This window comes from Nocardia sp. NPDC127579 (genome assembly GCF_042672005.1).
Classification (GTDB): domain Bacteria; phylum Actinomycetota; class Actinomycetes; order Mycobacteriales; family Mycobacteriaceae; genus Nocardia.
Genome location: NZ_JBHXVZ010000010.1, coordinates 186,272 through 208,045, shown reverse-complemented (window position 1 = coordinate 208,045; position 21,774 = coordinate 186,272). Strand labels below are relative to the sequence as shown.

23 protein-coding genes are annotated in these 21,774 nt (G+C 66.0%); 12 read left to right on the top strand and 11 right to left on the bottom strand.

Annotated elements, in window-relative coordinates; genetic code table 11:
* Window positions 1–47: 47 nt before the first annotated feature.
* Window positions 48–431 (bottom strand): hypothetical protein, encoded by a 384-nt coding sequence (locus ACFVMC_RS29060; protein WP_379215496.1) that lies wholly within the window; start codon window positions 429–431, stop codon window positions 48–50.
* A 93-nt stretch (window positions 432–524) separates the two neighbouring features.
* Window positions 525–1,427: a MurR/RpiR family transcriptional regulator gene (locus ACFVMC_RS29055; RefSeq protein ID WP_379215494.1), complete on the bottom strand. Its 903-nt coding sequence runs from the start codon at window positions 1,425–1,427 to the stop codon at window positions 525–527.
* 121 nt (window positions 1,428–1,548) lie between these two features.
* Here ACFVMC_RS29055 and ACFVMC_RS29050 point away from each other — a divergent pair, with 121 nt between their 5' ends.
* Genes ACFVMC_RS29050 through ACFVMC_RS29020 form a run of 7 tightly spaced genes read left to right on the top strand, consistent with a single transcriptional unit; the run spans window position 1,549 to window position 8,516 of the window.
* Window positions 1,549–2,304, top strand: coding sequence for an amino acid ABC transporter ATP-binding protein (locus ACFVMC_RS29050; RefSeq protein ID WP_379215492.1), 756 nt, complete (start codon window positions 1,549–1,551; stop codon window positions 2,302–2,304).
* A 12-nt stretch (window positions 2,305–2,316) separates the two neighbouring features.
* Window positions 2,317–3,210: a glutamate ABC transporter substrate-binding protein gene (locus ACFVMC_RS29045; RefSeq protein ID WP_379215490.1), complete on the top strand. Its 894-nt coding sequence runs from the start codon at window positions 2,317–2,319 to the stop codon at window positions 3,208–3,210.
* Window positions 3,211–3,236: 26 nt separating this feature from the next.
* Window positions 3,237–3,887 carry an amino acid ABC transporter permease gene (locus tag ACFVMC_RS29040; protein ID WP_379215489.1) on the top strand — a complete coding sequence of 217 codons (651 nt, stop codon included), beginning with the start codon at window positions 3,237–3,239 and terminating at the stop codon, window positions 3,885–3,887.
* Window positions 3,884–4,762 (top strand): amino acid ABC transporter permease, encoded by an 879-nt coding sequence (locus tag ACFVMC_RS29035; RefSeq protein ID WP_379215487.1) that lies wholly within the window; start codon window positions 3,884–3,886, stop codon window positions 4,760–4,762. The genes ACFVMC_RS29040 and ACFVMC_RS29035 overlap by 4 nt, the downstream gene beginning before the upstream one ends.
* Before the next feature lie 40 nt (window positions 4,763–4,802).
* Window positions 4,803–5,597, top strand: coding sequence for an enoyl-CoA hydratase/isomerase family protein (locus tag ACFVMC_RS29030; protein ID WP_379215485.1), 795 nt, complete (start codon window positions 4,803–4,805; stop codon window positions 5,595–5,597).
* Window positions 5,598–5,640: 43 nt separating this feature from the next.
* Entirely contained in the window at window positions 5,641–7,737 is a 2,097-nt protein-coding gene (locus ACFVMC_RS29025; RefSeq protein WP_379215483.1) for an acetate--CoA ligase family protein, read from the top strand.
* Window positions 7,734–8,516 (top strand): crotonase/enoyl-CoA hydratase family protein, encoded by a 783-nt coding sequence (locus ACFVMC_RS29020; protein ID WP_379215481.1) that lies wholly within the window; start codon window positions 7,734–7,736, stop codon window positions 8,514–8,516. The genes ACFVMC_RS29025 and ACFVMC_RS29020 overlap by 4 nt, the downstream gene beginning before the upstream one ends.
* 9 nt (window positions 8,517–8,525) lie before the next feature.
* Here the strand turns inward: ACFVMC_RS29020 and ACFVMC_RS29015 are convergent, their stop codons facing one another.
* Window positions 8,526–9,158, bottom strand: a complete 633-nt coding sequence (locus tag ACFVMC_RS29015) for a hypothetical protein (protein ID WP_379215479.1) — start codon at window positions 9,156–9,158, stop codon at window positions 8,526–8,528.
* Between the two features lie 329 nt (window positions 9,159–9,487).
* On the opposite strand from ACFVMC_RS29015, the gene ACFVMC_RS29010 reads away from it, so the two are divergent.
* The 4 genes from ACFVMC_RS29010 to ACFVMC_RS28995 all read left to right on the top strand — a co-directional run bounded on the left by ACFVMC_RS29010 (window position 9,488) and on the right by ACFVMC_RS28995 (window position 13,558).
* Window positions 9,488–10,042 carry a hypothetical protein gene (locus ACFVMC_RS29010; protein ID WP_379215477.1) on the top strand — a complete coding sequence of 185 codons (555 nt, stop codon included), beginning with the start codon at window positions 9,488–9,490 and terminating at the stop codon, window positions 10,040–10,042.
* Between the two features lie 617 nt (window positions 10,043–10,659).
* Entirely contained in the window at window positions 10,660–11,865 is a 1,206-nt protein-coding gene (locus ACFVMC_RS29005; RefSeq protein WP_379215475.1) for an MFS transporter, read from the top strand.
* Window positions 11,862–13,058: a type III PLP-dependent enzyme gene (locus ACFVMC_RS29000; RefSeq protein WP_379215473.1), complete on the top strand. Its 1,197-nt coding sequence runs from the start codon at window positions 11,862–11,864 to the stop codon at window positions 13,056–13,058. Before ACFVMC_RS29005 ends, ACFVMC_RS29000 begins: the two co-directional genes overlap by 4 nt.
* Window positions 13,055–13,558: a GNAT family N-acetyltransferase gene (locus ACFVMC_RS28995; RefSeq protein ID WP_379215472.1), complete on the top strand. Its 504-nt coding sequence runs from the start codon at window positions 13,055–13,057 to the stop codon at window positions 13,556–13,558. Before ACFVMC_RS29000 ends, ACFVMC_RS28995 begins: the two co-directional genes overlap by 4 nt.
* A gap of 18 nt (window positions 13,559–13,576) precedes the next feature.
* On the opposite strand, the gene ACFVMC_RS28990 is transcribed toward ACFVMC_RS28995, so the two are convergent.
* Window positions 13,577–14,257, bottom strand: a complete 681-nt coding sequence (locus ACFVMC_RS28990) for a hypothetical protein (RefSeq protein WP_379215470.1) — start codon at window positions 14,255–14,257, stop codon at window positions 13,577–13,579.
* Between the two features lie 294 nt (window positions 14,258–14,551).
* Here ACFVMC_RS28990 and ACFVMC_RS28985 point away from each other — a divergent pair, with 294 nt between their 5' ends.
* Window positions 14,552–14,998 carry a peptidoglycan-binding protein gene (locus tag ACFVMC_RS28985; RefSeq protein ID WP_379215468.1) on the top strand — a complete coding sequence of 149 codons (447 nt, stop codon included), beginning with the start codon at window positions 14,552–14,554 and terminating at the stop codon, window positions 14,996–14,998.
* Window positions 14,999–15,156: 158 nt separating this feature from the next.
* On the opposite strand, the gene ACFVMC_RS28980 is transcribed toward ACFVMC_RS28985, so the two are convergent.
* The 7 genes from ACFVMC_RS28980 to ACFVMC_RS28950 all read right to left on the bottom strand — a co-directional run bounded on the left by ACFVMC_RS28980 (window position 15,157) and on the right by ACFVMC_RS28950 (window position 21,766).
* Window positions 15,157–16,005, bottom strand: a complete 849-nt coding sequence (locus ACFVMC_RS28980) for an alpha/beta fold hydrolase (protein ID WP_379215466.1) — start codon at window positions 16,003–16,005, stop codon at window positions 15,157–15,159.
* A 16-nt stretch (window positions 16,006–16,021) separates the two neighbouring features.
* Window positions 16,022–16,720: a GntR family transcriptional regulator gene (locus tag ACFVMC_RS28975; RefSeq protein WP_379215464.1), complete on the bottom strand. Its 699-nt coding sequence runs from the start codon at window positions 16,718–16,720 to the stop codon at window positions 16,022–16,024.
* Complete coding sequence (locus tag ACFVMC_RS28970; RefSeq protein ID WP_379215462.1) at window positions 16,717–17,589, bottom strand: alpha/beta fold hydrolase; 873 nt, start codon at window positions 17,587–17,589, stop codon at window positions 16,717–16,719. The genes ACFVMC_RS28975 and ACFVMC_RS28970 overlap by 4 nt, the downstream gene beginning before the upstream one ends.
* The gene (locus tag ACFVMC_RS28965; RefSeq protein WP_379215460.1) at window positions 17,586–19,052 is read right to left on the bottom strand and encodes an NAD-dependent succinate-semialdehyde dehydrogenase; all 1,467 of its coding nucleotides are present in this window, start codon (window positions 19,050–19,052) and stop codon (window positions 17,586–17,588) included. Before ACFVMC_RS28965 ends, ACFVMC_RS28970 begins: the two co-directional genes overlap by 4 nt.
* Before the next feature lie 18 nt (window positions 19,053–19,070).
* Entirely contained in the window at window positions 19,071–19,487 is a 417-nt protein-coding gene (locus ACFVMC_RS28960) for a carboxymuconolactone decarboxylase family protein (RefSeq protein ID WP_379215458.1), read from the bottom strand.
* Window positions 19,488–19,516: 29 nt separating this feature from the next.
* A complete protein-coding gene (locus ACFVMC_RS28955) occupies window positions 19,517–20,869 on the bottom strand; it encodes an MFS transporter (protein WP_379215456.1) in 1,353 nt (450 codons plus the stop codon).
* 156 nt (window positions 20,870–21,025) lie between these two features.
* On the bottom strand, window positions 21,026–21,766 hold the full coding sequence (locus tag ACFVMC_RS28950; protein WP_379215454.1) for a hypothetical protein: 741 nt from the start codon (window positions 21,764–21,766) through the stop codon (window positions 21,026–21,028).
* Window positions 21,767–21,774 lie beyond the last annotated feature (8 nt).

Here is a 21,774-nt window from a genome sequence, read left to right as displayed (position 1 = left end):
CCGGAGTTCTGTGCGGGCGTCGGTCAGCTGATGAACAGTTCACCTGGTCAACCGCCCACTATCATTTTCGCGATCACCGACCCATCGGATTTCTTGTCGCCGAAAACTATGACCCGGTCACCGACCGCCACACTCGACACCTTCGTACCGCGCAAGACGAACACCTTGGTGGCGGTATTCGTGTGCACGACGGTCGGGCCGCCGAGTACGCCGTTGACGGTCAGCACTGCTCCGTTGTTGGCGGCGACCCGGCCGACCGCCAATCCGGTGTTGGCCTGGACTCTCGGTGTCGTCTGAGCAGGCTGCGCGGGTGCGACGGCAGCCCGTTCCGTCGGCGACGCGAACGGACCGATGTCGAACGCCATCATCCAGGCAAGCACCAGTCCGATCCCGATTCCCGCGATCACAACGAACCTGCGCTGGTTGCTCACGCGGTCAACGATATGTTCAGCGCACTACCCGACCATTACCACCGGTGGGAGTTCCTGGCCTCGACGATTCGATACAACGCCCACTTCGTATCGTCACGAGTGGTCGCGATTCGAATCCGTTGTGTACATCCGGAAATCGCGCAGCAACTGCTCCTCCTCCAACAGGGCCGCCCGCACATCACGCCCGTGTGCTCGCGCCACCTCGGCCGTGAGCGCCTGCACCAGCGCGGTGAACGCGGTCATCGACCGGAGCACCGATGCGCTGGCCGCCTCGACGAAGAACGCTTCGTGCGCGCTGGCGACCAACGGCGAGCTCGCATTGTCGGTGAGCGCGATGACATGCGCGCCCGCCGAATTCGCCCATGCCGCACCGCGCACCGTATCGGCCATGTACCGATGGATGGATACACCGACAAAACAGTCGCCGGGCCGCACCCGTCGTAGGTCGTCGGTCAGACCACCCGCCGTAGCGGTCACCAATGTGACGTCCTCCCGCAGCATGCCGAGTAGGTAGCCGAACAAATAGGCGGGCGCGTGACATTTGCGCAACCCCATGATGTGCACGCGGGGGGCCGATACGAGATGACTGACGGCCGAACGCCATTGGTCTGGATCCAGGCGCGCGAAGGTGCGGGTGAGATTCGCTTGATCGAAGGCCAGCGTCCGCTCGAGCAGCCCACCCGGGCCGGGCAGCTGCTGGAGGTTGTCGAATCGGCGCACCAGCTGGGCCTGTTCCCGTAACCGCTCACGACACAGGCCGGTCAGTGCCGGATAACCTTTGAGCCCAAGACTGTTCGCGAACCGAACCACGGTCGCCTCATTGACCGCTACGGCGGCCGCCAGCTCCGAGACCGTCATGAACGCAACGGCTTCCGGGTCGGAAGCCACCCGTTCGGCCAGCTTCCGCTGGGCCGGTGAGAGTACATCACGCCGCCCACGCAGCTCGGCGATGAGTTCGTCGAATGTCTGCGGGCCTTCGGCTTCCGGTGCTTTCACCTGCTCATTCTCCCTCGACGTGAGACCACATGAAAATTGCAGCTTTCCAAACTGATGCAAATCTGTTTGCATTGTAGACGTTGGACATGCCGCACGTACGCCACTCACAACCGGGACCGCCATGACCGCCACCACTCCCGACCCGCCTCTGATCTCGATGCGGTCGGTCACCAAAACCTTCGGCACCACAACGGTTCTGCGCGAGATCGACCTCGATATCGCCGAAGGTGAGGTGGTCGTCGTGATCGGCCCTTCCGGCTCCGGCAAGTCGACCCTGTGCCGAACCATCAACCGGCTCGAGACCATCACCTCCGGCACCATCGCGTTTCGCGGTCGATCGCTGCCCGCCGAGGGGCCCGAACTGCGGAAGGTACGCGCCGAGATCGGAATGGTCTTCCAGTCGTTCAACCTGTTCCCGCATCTGACGGTCCTCCAGAACATCACGTTCGCGCCTATCCGGGTCCGCAAGCTGCGCCGCCCCGACGCCGAGGAGCAGGCCATGGCACTGCTGGAACGAGTCGGCCTGGCCCACAAGGCCGATACCTATCCCCCGCGACTATCCGGTGGACAACAGCAGCGCGTCGCCATCGCGCGCGGCCTGGCGATGGCGCCGGAGGTGATGCTGTTCGACGAACCCACCAGCGCCCTGGACCCGGAGATGGTCAGCGAAGTGCTCGACGTCATGAGATCTCTTGCCGCCGAGGGAATGACGATGGTCGTGGTGACCCACGAGATGGGGTTCGCGCGCGCCAGCGCCGACCGCGTGGTGTTTCTCGCCGACGGAATGATCATGGAGGAGCAGGCTCCCGAGGAATTCTTCACCAACCCGGCCAGCGAGCGGGCGAAAGACTTCCTCGCCCGGGTCCTGCAACACTGAGCGGACACGGTGATGAACAGACTGATTCGCGTGGCGAGTATCGGGCTCACCACGGCTGTGCTCGCACTGACCACCGCGTGTGATTCCGGCGCACCGGCCATCGATCCGATCGACTACGCGCCACCGGTCGATACGAACGCCGTCTTCGCGCCCGGCTCGACCATGCGACAGCTACAGGAGCAGGGCCGTATCACCATCGGAACGAAGTTCGACCAGCCGCTGTTCGGCCTCAAGAATCCCGTTACCGGCCGCCCCCAGGGCTTCGACGCCGAAATGGGCAAACTGATCGCGGCCGGACTCGGTATCGCGCACGATCGGATCGACTGGGTCGAAACGGTATCGGCCAACCGCGAACCGTTCTTGCAGCAGGGTCGAGTCGACCTGGTGATCGCCACCTACACCATCAATGACAAACGCAAGGAGATCATCCACTTCGGCGGACCGTACTACGTTGCCGGACAGGCACTCATGGTGCGGGCCGGCAATCCGGATCGAGTCACCGCACCGGATGACCTCGCGGGCAAGGACGTCTGCGCCGTCGAGGGCTCGGCGTCATCGACCAATATTCGCCACCGGGTCCCGGGCGCGCGTGTGGTGCTCTTCGACTCCTACAGCAAGTGCGCGGAGGCGCTGAAGAACAGTCAGGTCGTGGCGATGACCACCGACAACACCATCCTCGGCGGGCTGCGCAGCCTCGACGCGGAGAGTTTCGAGCTGGTTCCGGGCACCTTCACCGAGGAACCCTACGGGATCGGAATCGCCAGGGAGCGCGCCGATCTCGTGCGCTTCGTCGATGACATCCTGCGCACCGCGTTCGCCGACGGCGCATGGTCGGCCGCCTGGGATCGAACAGCAGGTCGAGTCCTGGGCGCGGCCCCGCCGCCGCCCGACTTGGAACGGTACTGAGGCGCGGTGGGAGAGGACTCGATTCGATGCATGTTCTGACCGACAACGCCGGGCTGCTCGCGCGAGCGTTCGGCACCACCCTGCTGCTCAGCGCCGGGGGCGGCGGCATCGCCGCCTTCCTCGGAGTGCTCATCGGTGTCGCCCGCATGTCTCCGGTACCGTTGCTGCGACGGGTCGGCGCGATCTACGTCGAGATCATCCGCAACACACCCCTGACGGTCGTCTTCTTCGTCATCGTGTTCGTGCTTCCCCAGATCGGGCTCAGCCCACCGAGTTACGTCGTGGCCGCGATCCTCGCCCTCGGCCTCTACACCGCGGCGTTCGTCGCCGAGGCACTGCGCGCCGGGGTGTGCACGGTCGGTCGCGGCCAGGCCGAAGCCGCGCGGGCGCTGGGGGTCTCCTTCCTCGAGCAGATGCGGTTCATCATCGTCCCGCAGGCAGTCCGGGCGGTGGTGCCGCCGCTGGCCAATGTCTGGATAGCGCTGGTGAAGAACACCTCCATCGCCGCGGGCTTCGGTGTGCTCGAGCTGACCGCGTCCGGCCAGCGCATCAACTTCTCCGATCCCGCGGCTGTCATCTCCGCGCTGCTGTGGATCGCCGTGGCCTACCTCGTGATCACCCTGGGGTCCGCGTTCGGATTCCGTCGACTGGAGCACCGATTGGCGGCGGCCCGATGAATACCGACTTCCTCTACGATCCGCTCGGCCCGCGCGGCCGTCGGCGCGCCCGTCGCATCGGGATCGCGGCCGGTGCGCTCGCCGCGCTGCTCGTCGTACTGATCGCACTGCGCCTGAATGCCAACGGACAGCTCGAGCGCAAGCGCTGGGCCATTCTGCTCGATCTGGAAACCGGTGTGCCGCAGGTACTCTGGCAGGGTTACACGGCAACTCTGCACGCGGCCGCACTGGCCATGGTGATCGCGTTGGCAGCCGGGTTGATCGCCGCGTTCGGGCGGCTGTCCCGGCATCGGCCGGTCCGACTGGTCACCGGCATCGTCGTCGAAGGTTGCCGCGGCGTCCCGCTGCTGCTGCTCATGCTCTTCGCCGCACTCGGACTGCCTGGATTGGGCGTGGACCTGACGCTGCTACAGATCGTGGTGCTGGCGTTGGTCGCCTACAACTCCTCGGTCCTGTGCGAGATCTTCCGTGGCGGAATTCTCGCCATCGACCGAGGACAGACCGAGGCTGCCGAAGCAATGGGCCTCCGGCGAACCATCATTCTGTGGCGCGTCCTGCTGCCGCAGGCGGTCCCGGCCATGCTGCCGGTGATCGTCAGCCAGATGGTCATCCTGCTCAAGGACACCTCGCTCGGCTTCATCGTCGGCTACACCGAACTACTGCGCTCCGGGCGGTCGCTCGTCGAGTTCTACGGCAGCAAATATTCCTTGCCGATCTACATAGGGGTCGCGGTGATGTACATCGCCACCAATTTCGCGATCTCCCTGCTGGCTCGCCGGCTCACCAGTCGGCAGCGCGGCGGCCGCCGATCGAAATCACCATCGGTGCAAGATATTCCGCTCATCCCCACGCCCGTCGCGGGCACCGCCCGCTGATCACCCTCTCCATCCCGACGAATAGGAAAGCTCGCTTTCGATGGCAGCCTCACCCAATCCCGAACAACCCGTACTCGTATCGCGTCGTGGCCAGACCACAGTACTGACGCTGAACCGGCCGGACCGGCTCAACGCCGTGAGTGAAGCGCTCTACGACACCCTGCTCATCGCGCTGTCGGCCGCAGACAGCGACCCGGACGTGCGATGTGTCATCCTGACCGGCGCCGGACGTGCATTCTGCGTGGGCGCGGACCTCAAAGCGCACGCCGCGGGCACCCGCACCCGTGCCGACCAGGAACGGTATCTGACCCTGGCACAGGATGTCTGCCTGGAGATCCAGACCATGGATACACCGACGGTCGCCGCCGTCCACGGTTACGCGCTCGGCGCGGGCGCCGAAATGGCGGTGAGCGCCGACTTCCTCGTCATGGCCGACGACGCCCAGATGGGATTCCCCGAGGTCGGCCTCGGCACGTTCGTGGGCGGCGGGGTGACCCATCGCCTGCCGCGTCTGGTCGGCCTGCGCCGGGCCACCGATCTGCTGATCCTCGGCGAGCGATTCACCGGCACGCAGGCGGCGGAATGGGGTCTGGCACATCAGGCTGTCGCGGCCGACGATCTGATGGATTCGGCGACCGCGCTGGCCGATTCACTCGCGGCCAAAGCTCCGCTTTCACTGGCGCGTATGAAAGCCGCACTGCGCCGCGATGATTCGCTGCCCGTCGCATTCACCAGCGAGCCGCGCGAACTTCTCGCACTCATGGACACCAGCGACTGGGCCGAGGGCGTTGCGGCATTCACCGAGCGCCGCGCACCCGTCTTTCAGGGAAAGTGAGCTCGTGACAACGCAGGTCGCGAAACGCACTGCACTACAGAGATTGTTCGACCCGCGGTCGATCGCCGTCATCGGCGCCTCCGCGGACCGAGCCAAACGCGGCTATCAAGCCATCCGGGCACTCCAACAGTCGGGATACGCCCATCCGGTCTATCCGGTGAATCCGCGTACCACCGAAATCCTCGGACTCGACGTGATCGCGAGCATCGATCAACTGCCCACCGGGATCGACGTCGCTCTCATCGCACTGCCCGGCCCCGCGGTGCCACAGGCATTACGTGCCTGCGGGGCGATGGGCATAGCCGGGGCCGTGGTGTTGGCCAACGGCTTTCGCGAAATCGGCTCAGCCGGAGCCGAACTGGAAGCCGAACTGCTCGCGGCCATCGCCGACAGCGGTGTCCGGGTCATCGGCCCCAACACCTCCGGCGTACTCAACGCCGCCAGCGGCGCCAACCTGGTCGGGCTCCAGGATGTGCCGAACGGGCCCGTCAGTGTCATCACGCAGAGCGGCAATATGCTGCTGTCGCTGGTCAACGACGTTCGGGCATTGCGCGGCCCTGGTTTTCACGCCTACGTCGGGCTCGGCAACCAGTCCGATGTTCGCTACGACGAATGCGTCACCGAACTCGCCGCACAGCCGAATACCGGTGCGATCGCCGTGCACGCCGAGGGCTTGCGCGATGGACGGGCCTTCCTGATCGCAGTCGCACAATCCAGCACTCCGGTCGTCATGCTGCGGGGCGGGCGCTCCACGGCCGGTCAACGCACCGCGCTCTCGCACACCGGGTCGATCGCCGGGTCCGACGCCGTGGCCACCGCACTGCTGCGGCAGGCCGGTGTCGAACTCGTGCGGCGCTCGGACGAACTCGCGGTTGTCGCCGGCGCACTTGCCACCAGCACCCCGATGGGCCGTGGGCGTCGGGTGGCGATCCTCAGTGACGGCGGTGGTCACGCCACCCTGGCCGTCGACGCGTTGACCGAGCACGGCGTCGAACTCGCCGAACTGAGCGAGACGACCCGATCCGCACTGCGCGCGCTACTCGGACCGGCGGCCTCGGTGGTCGATCCGGTCGATGTCGCCGGCGCCACCGATGCCGATCCAACGGTGTTCGCCGCGGCGGTCGAGCTGCTGATGGCCGACCCTTCCGTAGGTCTCGTCCTTATGATCGGGCTCTTCGGGGGCTACCATCGCCGCTTCGACAGTCGACTCGAAGAGGCCGAAAATGACACCGCGGCAGTACTTCTCGCTGCCAGCGCACAGTACGGCACACCGCTACTGGTGCAGAGCTGCTTCGCCGCGGAGGACCTCGGCCCGCACCGAGCACTGCGGGCGGGCGGCATTCCGGTCGTGGCGTCGATCGACCACGCCGCGCGTATCGCGGCGGCCCTGGACAACCGCCGTATACGGCGAGAAACCGCGCTGTGGCGATCGCCCCTGCGGTTGCCGTCGGCCGCTGCACCGATCACCTCGGCCGTCGGCGTACTCACCGAACCCGAGGGACGACGGTTGCTGGAGGAGTTCGGAATCTCCACCGGCCCCTGGACTTTCGCATCGACGCCGAGCGCGGTCGCCAGGGCGATCGCCGACTACGGCCGACCGTGCGCGATCAAAGTGGTGTCGCCCCAGGCGATTCACAAATCCGATGTGGGCGGTGTCCGGCTCGGCGTCGGCCCGGACACCGCCGCTGCCAATGCCGAGGCGGTCATCGCCGCCGTCACCGCGGCCATCCCGGCGGCCCGGATCGACGGCATGGTGGTGTCCCCCATGGCCGCACCCGGCGTGGAACTGCTGGTCGGCGCCACCCGCGACCCGATCTTCGGCCCGGTGGTCGCTTTCGGAACCGGCGGCGTCCTGGTCGAAGCTCTCGCGGACGTCACGTTCCGCGCTGCTCCGTTCACCGAGCTCGAAGCGCACGAGATGATCCGCGAGACGGTCGCCTCCCGGCTGCTCGACGGATACCGCGGCCTACCGTCGGTGGATCGAGATACCCTGGCCCGCTTCCTCGTTCGCGTAGGGGAGGTCGTCGCAGCACATCCCGAGATCGCGGAATTGGATCTCAACCCGGTTATCGCCGCAGGCACCGCCGTGCTGCCGGTCGATGTCCGGATCGTCATCACACCCGTAGAGAGGATTTCATGAGAGAGCCCGTCCTGATCGACCGCACCGGCGATATCGTCGTGTGGACGCTCAACCGACCCGAGTCCCGCAATCCGGTCTCGGACGACGACGTGGTCGATGCGCTCGAGGATGCGGTGCGCGCGGTCAACCTGGACCAGACGGTACGGGTGGCGATCCTGACCGGTGCGGGCACTTCGTTCTCCGCCGGCGGGAACATCAAACACATGCGGGACCGGGTGGGCATGTTCGGCGGCACACCCGCCGAACTGCGCCAAGGCTACCGACATGGCATTCAGCGCATCCCGAAGGCGTTGTACCACTGCGAGATTCCCACCATCGCCGCGGTGAACGGTCCCGCCATCGGCGCGGGCTTCGATCTGGCCCTCATGTGCGATATGCGAATCGCCTCGGACACCGCGATATTTGCCGAAAGTTTCGTCAAAGTCGGTCTGATCCCCGGCGACGGTGGCGCCTGGCTGCTCCCACGTGCCATCGGTACGGCCCGCGCCACCCAGATGGCTTTCACCGGCGAGCACATCCAGGCCGGCACCGCCCTGGCCTGGGGCCTGGTCTCGGCCGTAGTCCCACCCGACCGCCTGCTCTCGGCCGCCGACGAGCTCGCTACCCGAGTCGCCGCCAATCCACCCGCCATTCTGCGCATGACCAAGAAGCTGTTGCGCGAAGGTCAGCATCAGAGCCTGGACAGCCATCTGGAACTGTCCGCCGCCATGCAATCACTGGCCCACCACACCGTTGAGCATCACGACGCGGTCACCGCCATGCTCAACGGTCGTTCGTAGCGTCCGCGATCACCGGGTGGCGGCACCGTCGGGATAGAACTGCTGAGCCCATGCTCGGTATCTGCCGACGAGGCCGTCGCTCGCGCCGATCACCGGGCGGTTCGGATACTTCCTGCGACTCCACATCAATTCACCGCGAGCCAACTGGGCGATCGTAGTGTGCGCGAGCGCACGATCCACGATAGCGCCCACCGGGTGCCAGGCGGCCCTGCCGATCCGGCTACGCCCCCGGCTCGGCAGACTGGTCCAGGAGTGCACGATCGTCTCCCCCACGCCGATCGGTGTGCCGACGACGAGCTGGCGCATCCGCCAACCCGCCGCGGCGGTCTCCACCATCGAAAACCCGAGCCCATCCACCGCGATGTGAATCCGGGCGTCGACCGTCCCGATTCCCGGCAGACGCGCGGCGAACCCGTAGGTCATCCGCGCGCGCGGCCCCTCGAGCACCAGCGGCTCGATGATCCGCACATCACCGAAACCGTGCAGGGCGATCACCGGGCCGATATCGACGCTGTGCTCGGTCACCTCCTGCGGGTGCGCCGACAGGACGGTTCGCCGTCGGCGCACGACCGGCCAGCCGCGGCACGGTTCCGACGTCGCGATCTCCCAGGGAGTCACACCGGGCGGGCCGTGCCAGACCATGATTACTCCGGCCACCTCACGCACTGCGAGCAGACGGAGGTGCCGGACGGCGCCTCGGCAAGGAGGTTGCGCCTCCACGGCCCGCGTCGGTCCAGAGCGACCGCGGAATACCATGACCTCTCGGTCCAGGAACCGGGCCGTCATCGATCCACCCGGCCTCAGCTCATTGGAGAACGCGACCGCATACCAGCTGTAGGGATAGGTCGATTCAGCCAATGAATCCCGATCCATGATCTTCCTTCGACTCATCCGAAAGGATCGGCTCCCGAATATCGGAGCTAACGCTGCCGCGATCGTATTCTGCAACGACCCGAGATGACGCGTATTCAATGAATAACGATCTTCTTTTACATCTTCTTGAGAACGGCCTATCGGCAGATTCCCGCCATTGGGAATATCGGCTGCCGATTTCGCTATCGAAGTCGTATTGTCGGGTGGCAATGTCGTACAGAACACAAGATTCCAGTCTCAGCACACTCGCCGCCCATGGCCCGCATATACTCCTCTGGACAGCGGCCACCCGCGCGATGTACACGATTTGCCGCGCCGACGGACAGGTCATTTGCCGCGAACCATTCGATACCGCACCGCACAATGCGGCGGCGGCGACGGAAACCGCCGCGCGACAGGCCGTCTGGATCGCCGGTTGCGTGCGCAACAATTGGGGTGCGAACGCAGCGACGCTACACCTGGTCCTGAACAATCGCCGTGGCGTCGATGTAGGACGTCTCGAGAGCTACGCCTTCACGGTCGGCCTGGTGCTCGACCTGAACGTCGCCCCCGTCCGCAACCCCGCCGTCCGGTTACGCGAGAACGGCACCTACATCGATTGGCGGCGCGCCGAACTCGGACCACTGATCCAGACCTCGCCGCCGCGTCTCTGAGCGTCTTTCATTCGTATTACCCGATACGCCACCTGCGCGGCCACAACATCCCCTTGAGCAGCTCGCCGAGCAGCTTCCCAGGATCTATATACCCCGGCTGCGATGACATCTCATCGTCGACGGCGTGGTCATCGTCTCGACGTTCGGGCTTTGCCTCACCGCCACCGTCGCCGGAAACACTGGTACGCAACGCATTCCTTACTCGCTCGCGCCGATTGAATTGCACACAGGCAATTCTAGGATGCCCGCGAAACTTCCCAGCAGCGGTAATGCCGCCTACGTCGACCAGTCGGCGCAGCCCCGGGACGCGATCCGACCCACCATCATGACATGAACGCCTGCCAGGATTGGGAACATCGATTTGCAATTCGGCGGAATTCATGCCGCCGACCTGCATATATCAAAGCATCGTAAAATCGCGGAATCCGAACCGCTGAATCTGTAACGACGGCGCATGCTCTGTGCACCGGGACATCCTCTACCGCCGAATTGCACCAGCGCCGAGGAACATCCCGCCCCGAGAGCTCATCACAAGTGGGAACGGAATCGTCGTGCAATACGCAATTGATATACATTCGGGAGTACATCGATCGGGTCTGTGGCGGAGTCCGGACCGCGTGCTACAGCCGGCTCAGCCGCGTGCACAGCTCTCCTCCCGCCACACCTTCACACTCGCCGCGTCACTGATCGTCTCCGCCCTCGCCTCCACCAGCGCACCGACCCCGATCTATCCCATCTACCAGGATCTTTGGGGATTCACACCGGTCACGGTAACCGTCGTCTTCGGCACGTACGCGGTATCGGTGTTGCTCGCGCTGCTGACCGTCGGCACCCTGTCCGATCATGTCGGCCGACGACCGGTGCTGATCGCGGCGGTATCAGGGCAGATCCTGGCGATGGTCGTCTTCGCGTTCGCGCAGGGCCTGATCGAGCTGCTGGCGGCCAGAACCATCCAGGGCTTGGCGACCGGCGCGATCCTGAGCGCGGTGGGCGCGACACTGATCGACATCGACCGGGATCGCAGCGCACTCACCAACGCCGTGGTGCCGACCCTGGGCTGCGCTACCGGATTGCTGGCCTCGGCACTCGCGGTCCAGCACCTCCCGCAACCCACGCAATCGATCTACCTGATTCTCATCGCGGTGTTCGCCGCGCAACTGCTCGGCGTGCTGGCGATGCGCGAGACCGGTTCGCACCGGCCCGGCGGCCTGGCCTCGCTCCGTCCCAGCTTCAGCATGCCGGTGTCGGTTCGCCGGCCGTTGTTCACCGCGATCCCCGTGGTCATCGCGACCTGGGCGCTCGCCGGTTTCTACGGTTCGCTCGGCCCCACCCTTATTTCCGCGCTGAGCGGCTCCACCTCGGCACTGATGGCCGCGTCTCCCATGTTCCTGCTGACGGCCACCGGCACGCTCACGGTTATCGCACTCCGCAAGGTGACGCCGGAGACGTTGTTCGGCGTCGGCATCGTCGCACTCATCATCGGGCTCGTGATGACACTGGCCGCGATCGACGCAGGTTCGGTCACCGGCTTCTACCTCGGCACGCTGGCAGCGGGTGTGGGTTTCGGCGGCGGCTTCCAGGGCGGCATCCGCATCGTGGTCCCGCACGCCGAGCCGCATAACCGAGCCGGTGTGATCTCTGTGCTGTACAGCTGCTGCTACCTGGGCTTCGGGGCGCCCACGGTAGTTGCGGGCTATCTGCTGACCCACCACGATGTTCCGCTGTTCATCGCCCGGGAGTACGGCCTGGCACTGGTCGCGCTCACGGCGCTGACCATCATCGGGTTCATCCGCCGCGCGCCTGTCTCGGTTCGAGAGCAGTGAGCGGTTTACCGGGGGACCACGACACCGCGGCGATCCGTGCCGCGCTTGCCGCCGCGACCGAGGACCTGATCGTCTACGACCTCGACGAGATCGCGGCCCGGTACACGTCGCTGCTGGCGGAACTGCCGGGCATATCGGTCCGTTTCGCCATGAAGGCGTGCTCGGTGGACCAGGTGCTGACCAGCCTGGCCGCGCTGGGTGCCGGTTTCGACGCCGCGAGCCCACAGGAGATCGAACAGGCTCTGCGGACCGGGGTGCCGCCGAACCGGATCCACTACGGCAATCCCATCAAGTCCGACCGGAACATCGCGGCGGCCTGGCAGCTCGGCATCCGCGACTTCGCGACGGACAGCTTGGCCGACGTGGCGGCGATAGCCACCCACGCGCCCGGCGCCCGCGTGTTCTGCCGGCTCGCCACCAGCGGCGACGGTGCCCTGTGGGGTCTGAGCCGCAAGTTCGGGTGCTCGGGCGAGGACGCGGTCCTGGTACTGGAGGCCGCCCGGGCCGCCGGCCTCACCCCGGCCGGCCTCTCTGTGCACGTGGGCTCACAACAGATGACCTCCGAGGCATGGCACACCGCGCTGGAACAGCTTGCCGTGGTGCTCGATTCCCTTCAGCTGCGCGGAATCACACTGGATCACATCAACCTCGGTGGCGGGTTGCCGGCCACCGGCTGCCTCGACCGCCATGGACATCCACTGCACCCACCGTTGGACAAGATGTTCATCGTGATCCGGGAAGGGATGGACCGGCTGCGTGAAATGTCGACCGTGCCACTGCGTTTCCTGATGGAACCGGGGCGATACCTGGTGGCGGACGCCGGCGCCGTGCGCGCCCAGGTGGCCAGGCTGACCTCCCGGCGCCAGTCCGGCGATGATCGGGAGACCTGGCTGTTCCTGAGTTGCGGAAAGTTCAACGGCCTCTATGAAGTAGACGAGTTGCAGTATCGACTGGAGTTCCCCGGCCGGGGCGACTCCGAGCGTGTCCCGGCCAGGATCGCCGGGCCGACGTGTGACAGCGACGACGCCTTCGGCACCGAGGGCATGGTCCAGGTACCCCGTGACCTCGCCTCCGGGGATCCGGTCTGGATCTTCTCCTGCGGCGCCTACGCCACCGCGTATACGACGCGCGGATTCAACGGCTTCGAGCCGCTTCCCGTTCTCTGCGTCGATCGGCAGGAGTCGCGGACATGACCGAAGACATCCGGATCAGACGACTGGCCGAGCACGACTGGGACGCGATCGTCGCCCTGGAGTGCCGGGCGTACTCCGCGAGCGGACTCTCCGAGGGACGAGACGCCCTGCGCGCCAAAGGGCACATCTCCCCCGGCACCTGCTTCGTCCTGGAATATCGAGGACTGTTCGGCGGCTATCTACTGGCCCTGCCCTACCCGCGCTTGCGCTGTCCGGATCTGGGCAGCGCCGAGAATCCCGGGACCGGCTATCGCAACCTGCACACCCACGACATGGTGATCTCGGAACAGGCTCGTGGCCGTGGACTCTCCGCCACGCTGTTGAATCATGTCGCGGATACCGCGCGACGATCGCCCGACTTCGACACTGTCTCCCTGGTGGCGGTGCACGATACCGAAACGCGCTGGGCTGCATTGGGTTACCGAGCGCATCCCGAGATCGAACTACCGGAGAACTACGGTATCGGCGCGGTCTACATGTCGATGACCCTCGACGCCTGAAACCGAACCTCGATCACCTCAACCTGTTATCTTTCCCAGCGCTATGGCCGACATCTCCATCAACGGCTGGGTGAACTTGTTCTCCCCCAACCGCTCGTAGTGGTAGGTGATACCGATCAGCACATTGTGATAGGTGAACCAGATGTCACCGGAGCTGATGTTGTTGTTGCTGCTCTTGATCTCACGAAAGCGATCATCGTCGGTCCCGGGAACCCCTACCGCGTTCCCCGGCTTGCGCCCCAGCTCCCGCTTGGCCTTCTCCACCCCGGATTGGCTCTGATTCGCCTTGAGCAGCTTGGTCGTCACGATGACCCAGGCAGCCGGCCGCCCCTGGGCGGTGTGGCTCTTCTGATTGGAGAAGTTGCACTGCGCGGACTTCTCGTAATCGCGATCGCCGCCGATGATGTCGGTCGGTTCTGTGGTGAATGTGCCCGGAATGAACGGCGCGAGTTCGGCTTCGGTGAATATCCCGCACCCCATGGGAGCGTCGGCGAGATCCAGCGAGGTGTCGACCGCGGGCCGTTTGCTCGAATCTTCCTGGAAGAACAGGAAATAGGCGCCCGCACCGGCGCCGGCCAGCGCCACCAGCCCGAACACCAGCACGAGTGCGATCACGCCGCCGCGCCCCCGGCGCGGTGGCTGCTGGTACGGCGGCCACTGCGGACCGGGCTGGGGATACTGCGCCCCTGGGTCGTACATCAATTCTCCGCTCGTGAGATCCGCTGAATGCGTGCGACAGGCGATTCTAAGCGGGCCCAACACTATTCCCACCGGCGGTAATCCGGCAACAGCTGCGATTCGGCCGAACCTCAAAGGACTGTCAAAATCGCCGCGTCCCCGAAATCCTCCGGGCGCCCACCAGGTTGCAAGCTCAACTTAATCGATCGTCAAATATCCGCGATATGAACGAAATCCAGTTTCGCCAGGTGCGCTGGTGTCGATATCTCAGTGACGACAGCAATGTCGGCATCCACCAAAGGAAAGAGGATTCGAATGAAGCGAAAGCTCGCCCGAGCACTACCCGTCACCGCCGTTGTCGGTGGAATCACCTGCGCGATAGCCGGGCTGGGCACGGTCACCGCCGGTTCCGCGGCGGCCGCTACGCCGACCTGCGACGGAACCGGTATCCATGCCGCCGGCAACTATTCCGTCGCCTACATACCCCACTACCGCGGCGGGGGCGGCACGTGGAATTGCCAGCTCGCCGAAGGCAGCTCCGGCAAAGCTGTCACGTCATTACAGACCGCGTTGAAGCGCTGCTACGGCGCCGATATCAGCGTCGACGGACAGTTCGGGCCCAGAACGAAATCCGCCTTGAAAAGCGCCCAGCGTACGGCAGGCGCCGGGTCCGATGGGATCTACGGTCCGGAAACCCGGGAAAAGCTGAAATGGCCTTCGCAGATGCAGGACACCGACAAGGGCTGTAACCGGCTCACCTGACCGTGAGCGGTGATGAGCCTGCGCGGGGTCGGCTCATCACGCTCAGTCAGCCGATTTCGAGTGCGCCGGCGATCGTCGGCCACCAGCGAGCGGCGCACAGCAGAGCCCCGGCCCGGTTTCGTCGATGCACGACCAGCCAGGCCGGGCTCGCCCGCAGATCACTGCGTGAATCGTCCGTTGCGCACCGATTCGATGAAGTCGACGACCGCCGCGGTGATGAGCTCCGGCGCCTCGATGAACGGAATGTGCCCGCCACCGGGGATTTCCACGAACGTCGACTGCGGTATGGCGTCGTGTATGACCCTGCTGAGTTCGGCCGGAATGAAGTGATCGTTGTCGGCGCAGGCCACCAGCGTGGGGGCCGTGACTTTTTCCAAGGCAGCGGTGAGCGCTCGCGGCCCATCGCCGGGCTCCCGGCGCCCGAGGCGCAGGATCGCGTCGAGGAAAGCAACATAGGTCTCGGGTGAATTGCGCTGCACGCCGGCTCGGATGTTCGCCTCCACCTGCCGGCCGTGTTCGGATTCCAAGAACTGCGGTGTCATGATCCACAGCGCGATGAAATCCGCCATCTCCGCACCCATCCCGAGCTTGGCGATAAGGCGTTGGCGGAGCGCGTAATTCAATTCCACCGAGCGGTTGAGTTCGGTGAACGCGCCGACCGCGATCAGCGAGCGAACCCGGTTCGGATGCCGTACGGCGAGCGCGCACGCGATGGATCCGCCCAGTGAGGTGCCCAGAATATGCGCGTCGTCGTAGCCCAGCGCGGCGATCAGCTCGGCGATATCGTCGGCCCAGGTTTCGACCGAGTATTCACCGCTGTCGTCCCGGTCCGACCGGCCGACGCCACGCGGGTCGATGGCGATGGTGCGGGTGGCAGCGGACAGCGCGGGCACGCCGAGCTGATAGTAGGTGTGGTCGAGCCCGAGGCCCGGGATCAGGATGAGCGGTTCTCCGTCACCTTCGATCCGGTAGTACAGCTGGGTTCCGTTGACGTCGGCGAATGGCATTGTCGTTTCTCCAATTTCAGCTACTGGTCATGGCGTCCAGCGCGGTGCGCCCGGCCTGACGCACATGTCGTGCGCAGGCATCGGCGGCACGTTGCGCGTCGCGCGCTTCGACGGCTTCCACGATTTCGCGCATCTCGGCCACGCTGCGTGGCGCGCGGTCCGGTTGCGACAGGGACAGAGCCCGCAGCACGGTGACCCGCGCCTGCAGACCTTCGACGATTTCCTGGATGGTGACGTTTCGCGACCCGGTGAGGAGCGTGTCGTAGAAACTCTTCTTGGCCTCGAGCAACTCGACCGCCGCGCCCTGGCCCGCGGCGTGGGTGGCGATCGCGTCGAAAGCGGCCCGCAGCTGCCGGACTTCGTCTTCGGATGCGTTCTCGACGAACTGGCGGCCCGCCATCCCCTCGAGTACCGCACGCACCTCGTACAGCTCGGCGGCACGTTGCGGCGTCACCGAGGAGACCACGATCCCCTTGTTGGGAATGCTGCTGACCAGACCCTCCGCCGTCAGCTCCCGCAGGACCTCGCGGATGGTCGTGCGCGAGACCCCGGTCTGCTCGATCAGCTCCCGCTCGATCAGGCGCTGTCCCGGCCGCAGCCGCATCTCCACGATCGCCTGCCGTAACTGGTCGGCAACCTGCTCCCGGATCGGCGCCGCCACCCGGTGCACCTGCATCGAGAGCCCGTCCAATGGCTTCGCTTCTCGCGCTGTCATTTGTCCGACAGTACTACGAATGGCGGCTCCCGAGCAGGCACCACTGCTCCATAATCGCCTGAATTCCGTTCGAGAAAGTCCGCGAACGCGGCGACGAAGCGCTTGGGATCCTCGAATACGCCCATATGCCAGGCACCGGGCACGATGACCAGGCGGGCATCGGGCAGCGCGCGGGCCAGGGCTTCGGCTGCCGTGGGCGCAGTGGTGATATCGGCGGAGCCGGTGATCACCAGCGCCGGAATATCCAGCGCGCCGAGTCGATCCAGGGTCGCCAGTTCCGCGATCGCCGCCCAGCACGCTGCCCAGCTGCCCGGATCGGCAGCCGCGAGCGTGCGCGCGCAGTCCTGGCCGACGGCGGCGGCCCGGGCCCGAGGCGGAAACCAGCGCTCCAGCGTCGGCTCGATGACTGCCGCCATACCTGCGCGCGCGGCCATACCGCGTTCGCGCAGCAGCGGCCGTACGTCGTCGGCGAAGCTGCCCGCGGTAGCGCACAGGATCATCGAGGCCACCTTCCGCGGCTGCCGCAATGCCAGGTGCTGGGCGACCATGCCACCCATGGACACACCGACGACGTGTGCGGGCCCGGCCTTCTCGGCCTCCAGCACCGCGGCCACGTCGCGGGCCATTCCGTCGAGGGTGATCGGCCCGCGAACCGGGCTGGACGCACCGTGCCCGGGCAGGTCGACCGCGATGACCCGGAACCGTTCCGAGAAGAGCTCGATGTAGGTACTCCACCAACTGCCATCCAGCCCGATCGGGTGCAGGAGCAGCAGGGGTTCGCCTGTTCCGCTGGTCCGGTAACCGAGCTGCCGCGGCTCGCCGGAATGCCCCAGCCGGAGGAACTTTCGCAGTGTGGAACGCCGGCTCATGCCATGCCACCGAAGTTGAGGTACTTCATTTCGGTGTACTCCTCGATGCCGTGGTGAGACCCCTCACGTCCGAGGCCGGACTGTTTCACACCGCCGAACGGCGCCACCTCCACCGACAGGAAGCCGGTATTGATGCCGACCATTCCCGACTCCAATTGCTCGGCGACCCGCCAGACCCGACGCAGGTCCTGGCTGTAGAAGTAAGCCGCGAGCCCGAATTCGGTGGCATTGGCCAGGGCGATCGCCTCGGCTTCGGTCTGGAACCGGAAGAGTGCGGCGACCGGCCCGAAGGTCTCCTCGGCGGCGATGCGCATGGTGGTGGTCGCGTTGCCGAGGACGGTGGGTGCGAAGAAGGTACCGCCCTCGATCTCCGACCCGCCGACGAGCAGGTCGGCGCCCTGGGCCAGCGCGTCGGCCACGTGTTCACGCACCTTGCCCAGTGCCTGCTGGTTGATCAACGGCCCGATGTCGGTGCCCGCCGTCAACCCGTTGCCGACGGTGAGCCCGCGTACTCGGGCGGCGAAATGCGCGGCGAAGGTCTCGTAGACGCTGTCGTGGACAAGGAATCGGTTGGTACCGACGCAGCTCTGACCACTCTGCCGGAACTTCGAGATGACAGCCCCTTCCACCGCGGCATCCAGGTCGGCGTCGTCGAAGACGATGAAGGGTGCGTTGCCGCCGAGTTCGAGCGTCAGCTTCTTCACGGTGGCCGCGCATCGGGTGGCGAGCAGCCGTCCGACCTCGGTGGAGCCGGTGAAGGACAACGCGCGGACCACCGGGTTCGCACAGAGTTCGGCTCCGATCGATTCCGGCTGTCCGGTAACGATATTGAGCACACCGGCCGGGAGCCCGGCCTTCTCGGCGAGAGCGGCGAGCGCGAGCGCCGACAGCGGAGTCTCCTCGGCGGGTTTGATCACCACGGCGCAGCCCGCGGCGATCGCAGGTGCCGCCTTGCGGGTGATCATCGCGGCGGGAAAGTTCCACGGGGTGATGCAGGCGACGACGCCGATCGGTTCGCGCAGCACCATGATCCGGGTGTCGGCGGAGTTCGACGGGATGATCTCGCCGTGGATGCGGCGGGCTTCCTCGGCATACAGCCGCAGAAATGAAGCCGCGTAGGCAATCTCGCCGCGTGCCTCGGCCAGTGGCTTGCCCTGTTCCATGGTGAGCAGCCGGGCGAGGTCGTCCCGGGACTCTTCCACGAGATCCCGCCAGCGCAGCAGGGTCTCGGCGCGTTCGCCAGCGGTTCGGGCCGCCCATTCACGCTGGGCTTTGCGGGCTGCCTCGATGGCGCCCTTGGTCTCGGTCTGTCCCATGGCCGGAACGCGACCCACCGTATCGCCGGTGGCGGGGTTCCGGACGGCCAGGTATTCGCCGCTGTCAGCGGCCGTCCACACACCGCCGATGAGGCAGTGCTCGCGACGGAGTTCAGCGGAGATCGGCTGATCGTATGCGATGTCCATGATTGCGCTTCTCCTTGCTCAGCTCGGCTCGCCGAGGTCGTATCCCTGTTCGATCAGTACTTTCTCGGTGGTTCGGTAGGCGTCCATACCCGCCGGTACCCCGGAATAGATGCAGGCCTGCAGCAGGACCTCCCGCAGCTCGGCGGGCGTGACGCCATTGTTCAGCGCTCCGCGCACGTGCAGTGCGAGTTCATGGGGCCGGTTCAATGCGGTGAGCATGGCCACGTTGAGCAAGCTGCGGTCGCGGCGGCTCAGGCCGGGCCGGGACCAGACCGCACCCCAGCAGTATTCCGTCACCAGTTCCTGCATCGGCCGGGAGAACTCGGTGGCCTGGGCGAGGGAGCGGTCCACATGCTGCGCGCCGAGTACCGCGCGGCGGGTATCGATCCCGGCTGCCAATCTGCCGCTGTGGGTGTTGTTGCCGTTGACGGTCATTCGTCACTCCTGTTTCTGTGGTGTCGGTGTCAGTCGGTTACGGAGGCCGGCGATCGCGTCTCCCATGTGGCTTCCGCCTGTGAGTGAAGATCGCGGCCCTTGGTCTCTGGGAGCAGGAAGTACAGTCCGGCCAGCGTCATCGTGGCGACGGCGGTCATGTAGAAGCCGCCGGCGCCGGAGAATTCGAAGCCGGTGGCCGATGCCGCGACGATCACCGCGGCGGGGCCGCCGAGCAGTGCTCCGGCCAAGTTGAAGCCCAGGCTGCAACCGGTCATGCGGGTACGGGCGGGGAACAGTTCGATCAGCAGGACCACCATCGTGACGTTCACCATGGCTTCGAAGAGCGCGAACACCGACATGGCCAGGACGGCGATCACAATATTGCCGCTGTTCAACAGCCAGAAGGCCGGAACCGAGAACAGCATGAGGCCGGCGGCACCGAGCAGGATGGTGGGGCGCCGTCCGATTCTGTCGGAGATGATCCCGGCGACCGGGCACAACGCCGTGTACACCGCGAGGATGGCTCCCGTTGCCGACAGCGCGGACATCCGGCTCGTGCCCACCTCGTCCGACATCAGCGTGTTCGGCGTGGAAGTGACCAGGTAGTAGTAGCCGACGGTTGCCGAGGCAGTCGCGAAGAAGCACAGCGCGATCGCTCGCCGGTTGTGCCGCAGCGCCTCCCGGGTCGGCGCCTGTGCGAGGTCCCCCTCGGCCTGCATCGCGGTGAAGATCGGAGTGTCCTCGAGCTTCAGCCGGATGTAGACGGCGGCGAGACCCAGGGGTGCGGCGAGCAGGAACGGTACCCGCCAGCCCCAGTCGAGCATGTGGTTCTCACTCAGCACATTGGTCAGCAGCAGCGCGACCGCGACCCCGCCGAGCCCACCCGCGCCGGCCGTGGCGGGCACCACACTTCCCGCCAGCGCCCGGCGGTGCTGCGGGGCCTGTTCCACGAGAAAGGCTGCGGCACCGGCCCACTCGCCACCGACCGAGGCGCCCTGCAACATTCGCAGCACGACCAGCACGATCGGGGCGAGAACCCCGATCGAGGCATAGGTGGGCAGCAGGGCGATCAGCGTCGTCGAGACCGCCATCAGGACCACCGAACCGGTGAGCGACGCACGCCGGCCCAGGCGGTCGCCGACGATACCGAAGACCACGCCACCGAGCGGCCGCATGACCAGCGCGACGCCGAACGCGCTCAGCGACAGCAGCAACTCGGTGGCCGGGTCGTCACTGGGAAAGAACAGCTGCCCGATCGTCACGGCGAAGAACCCGTACACCGCGAAGTCGAACCATTCCATGAAGCTGCCGCAGGCGGCGGCCACGCCGATGCGTCGTTGCTCGGCCGTCGAGGTGCGCACCTCGTCTGTCGTCGTTGACATTGGACGCCTCCATGCGTGCGGGGTGTGAGTCTGCCGGATTTCACGGTAACTGTATGCCCGTACGATTGCAAGACAATCTCTGAGAATAGAGAAGGTCTTTGAACTGGCATTTCAGTCCTGTACTGGGTCTAACCAGGCACTATGATTGTCAGACAATCATGCGCGAGCGTACGGCGAAGATGGCTGCGGACCGCTGCCTTCCCGAGCGGCGATCCACTTGTCGTGCATCCACATCTCGGTGCCGCGCCGGCCCGCACCGCTGTCCCAGCGGATATCGCGCTCGTAGGTGATCACCTGGCCGTCGCCATCGACGATCGTCCAGGCGTACAGGCCACTCGCATGGTGCGACTTGACCTTGAGCCCGGTGATCGTTCGCGTGACGCCCGTCGAATCCCGGATCTGCTCCTCGTGCGGTTCCACGAATTGCAGATCGAGGCCGGCGGCATAGTCGGCGGCGAAGCCATTCAGCCAAGTTGCGGCGGCGGTGCGCGCCGCAACCCGGTCGGTGGCCGCCGGCCCGGACGCGGCGGAGGCGGTCATCCGGGTGTAGCCCAGTAGTGTCCCGTCGGCACCGACGACGGTGGTGATGTGCTCCCCGCCCAGATCGCGCCGCGCGTCCTGCTCGTAGCGGACTACGGTAACGCTCTGCTGATCATGGCCGGCGGCCTGCACCCAGGCGGGCAACCAGCCGTCCGGCAGCGTGAGACCCGCTGTGGCCAGGGCATTGCGGGACTGCGTGAGCGCGGCGGTGTGGTCGTCGCCGGTCAACGGAACGGTCGGGACCTGCTGGGCATGCGCGGTGCCGACTGCCGAGGGGCTGCCGTCCGTGACGGCGAACGCGGCGGTACCGACGGCTCCGGCGAGGGCCAGGGCCGCGAGGTAGGAACGATGACGCATGGAAATCA

Excerpts from the sequence above, each read along its gene's own strand:
- ACFVMC_RS29050 (WP_379215492.1), top strand. The coding sequence starts at position 1,549 with ATGACCGCCACCACTCCCGACCCGCCTCTGATCTCGATGCGGTCGGTC.
- ACFVMC_RS29045 (WP_379215490.1), top strand. The coding sequence starts at position 2,317 with ATGAACAGACTGATTCGCGTGGCGAGTATCGGGCTCACCACGGCTGTG.
- ACFVMC_RS29040 (WP_379215489.1), top strand. The coding sequence starts at position 3,237 with ATGCATGTTCTGACCGACAACGCCGGGCTGCTCGCGCGAGCGTTCGGC.
- ACFVMC_RS29035 (WP_379215487.1), top strand. The coding sequence starts at position 3,884 with ATGAATACCGACTTCCTCTACGATCCGCTCGGCCCGCGCGGCCGTCGG.
- ACFVMC_RS29030 (WP_379215485.1), top strand. The coding sequence starts at position 4,803 with ATGGCAGCCTCACCCAATCCCGAACAACCCGTACTCGTATCGCGTCGT.
- ACFVMC_RS29020 (WP_379215481.1), top strand. The coding sequence starts at position 7,734 with ATGAGAGAGCCCGTCCTGATCGACCGCACCGGCGATATCGTCGTGTGG.
- ACFVMC_RS29015 (WP_379215479.1), bottom strand. The coding sequence starts at position 9,158 with ATGGTCTGGCACGGCCCGCCCGGTGTGACTCCCTGGGAGATCGCGACG.
- ACFVMC_RS29010 (WP_379215477.1), top strand. The coding sequence starts at position 9,488 with ATGAATAACGATCTTCTTTTACATCTTCTTGAGAACGGCCTATCGGCA.
- ACFVMC_RS28995 (WP_379215472.1), top strand. The coding sequence starts at position 13,055 with ATGACCGAAGACATCCGGATCAGACGACTGGCCGAGCACGACTGGGAC.
- ACFVMC_RS28990 (WP_379215470.1), bottom strand. The coding sequence starts at position 14,257 with ATGTACGACCCAGGGGCGCAGTATCCCCAGCCCGGTCCGCAGTGGCCG.
- ACFVMC_RS28985 (WP_379215468.1), top strand. The coding sequence starts at position 14,552 with ATGAAGCGAAAGCTCGCCCGAGCACTACCCGTCACCGCCGTTGTCGGT.
- ACFVMC_RS28980 (WP_379215466.1), bottom strand. The coding sequence starts at position 16,005 with ATGCCATTCGCCGACGTCAACGGAACCCAGCTGTACTACCGGATCGAA.
- ACFVMC_RS28975 (WP_379215464.1), bottom strand. The coding sequence starts at position 16,720 with ATGACAGCGCGAGAAGCGAAGCCATTGGACGGGCTCTCGATGCAGGTG.
- ACFVMC_RS28970 (WP_379215462.1), bottom strand. The coding sequence starts at position 17,589 with ATGAGCCGGCGTTCCACACTGCGAAAGTTCCTCCGGCTGGGGCATTCC.
- ACFVMC_RS28965 (WP_379215460.1), bottom strand. The coding sequence starts at position 19,052 with ATGGACATCGCATACGATCAGCCGATCTCCGCTGAACTCCGTCGCGAG.
- ACFVMC_RS28960 (WP_379215458.1), bottom strand. The coding sequence starts at position 19,487 with ATGACCGTCAACGGCAACAACACCCACAGCGGCAGATTGGCAGCCGGG.
- ACFVMC_RS28955 (WP_379215456.1), bottom strand. The coding sequence starts at position 20,869 with ATGTCAACGACGACAGACGAGGTGCGCACCTCGACGGCCGAGCAACGA.
- ACFVMC_RS28950 (WP_379215454.1), bottom strand. The coding sequence starts at position 21,766 with ATGCGTCATCGTTCCTACCTCGCGGCCCTGGCCCTCGCCGGAGCCGTC.